1 protein-coding gene is annotated in these 965 nt (G+C 66.2%); it reads left to right on the top strand.

Going from position 1 to position 965, the window contains the following annotated elements; all coding sequences use genetic code 11:
- The first annotated feature begins 77 nt into the window (after positions 1-77).
- Entirely contained in the window at positions 78-938 is an 861-nt protein-coding gene (locus F6S12_RS32210) for an NAD(P)-dependent oxidoreductase (RefSeq protein WP_015635555.1), read from the top strand.
- Positions 939-965 lie beyond the last annotated feature (27 nt).

The raw sequence follows: 965 nt of genomic DNA, 5'->3' as shown, positions 1-965 counted from the left end.
TCCTACAGGGCTGGGCTTTTTTTTGCCTTTTATTGGAATGATCATTCCATAATTAATTGAACACGGGAGAGACGCAGATGGCCAAGCAACCAGGATCCATTGCGGTATTAGGCATCGGCATCATGGGCGCCGCAGTGGCGCGCAATCTGCGGCGCAAGGGCTTTGCGGTACGGGCCTGGAACCGCACGCTGCAACGGGCCCAGGCGCTGATCGCGGACGATATCCAGGTATTTGCCGAGCCCGCCGAGGCGGTACGCGGGGCGCAAGTGATCATCACCCTGGGCAAGGACGGTGCCGCCGTGCTGCAAGCCATGCAGCAGGCACGGGACGGTTTCGAGCCTGGGGCGCTCTGGCTGCAGATGGCCACCGTGGGGATCGAGGCCAACGACGAACTGCAAGGCTTTGCCCGGGATGGCGGGCTGGTCTTCTACGATGCCCCGGTGCTGGGCACGCGCCAGCCTGCGGAGCAGGGCCAGTTGGTGGTATTGGGCGCGGGCCCCGAGGCTCATCGGCCGGCGTTGCAGTCGCTGCTGGAGGCCATCGCCAAGCGTGTGCTCTGGGTTGCCGAACAGCCGGGAGCCGGCAGCCGCCTGAAGCTGGCCCTCAACAGCTGGGTGCTGGCCCTGACCCACGGCGCCGCGGAAAGCCTGGCCCTGGCCAAGGGGCTGGGGCTGGACCCGGCGCTGGTGGTGGAACTGGTCAGCGGCGGGCCCCTTGACAGCGGCTATTTCCAGGCCAAGACCCGGGCCATGCTCAGTGGCGACTACAGCCCCAGCTTTACCCTGGCCAACGCCCTGAAAGACGCCGAATTGATGGTGGCGGCGGCCGCCAGAGCCGGGGTCCGGCTGGATCTGGCCGAGGCCGGAATCCAGCGTTTCCAGCGCGCCCTGGAGCAGGGCCATGGCGACAAGGACATGGCGGCCTCCTACCTCGGCTGAGCGGTTTCTTCTAGCGCTGATGCAGGC

This window comes from Pseudomonas sp. JV245A (genome assembly GCF_032424515.1).
GTDB lineage: Bacteria > Pseudomonadota > Gammaproteobacteria > Pseudomonadales > Pseudomonadaceae > Aquipseudomonas > Aquipseudomonas protegens.
The sequence above is the reverse complement of the archived record's forward strand: the minus strand, read 5'-3'. Positions and strand labels throughout refer to the sequence as shown.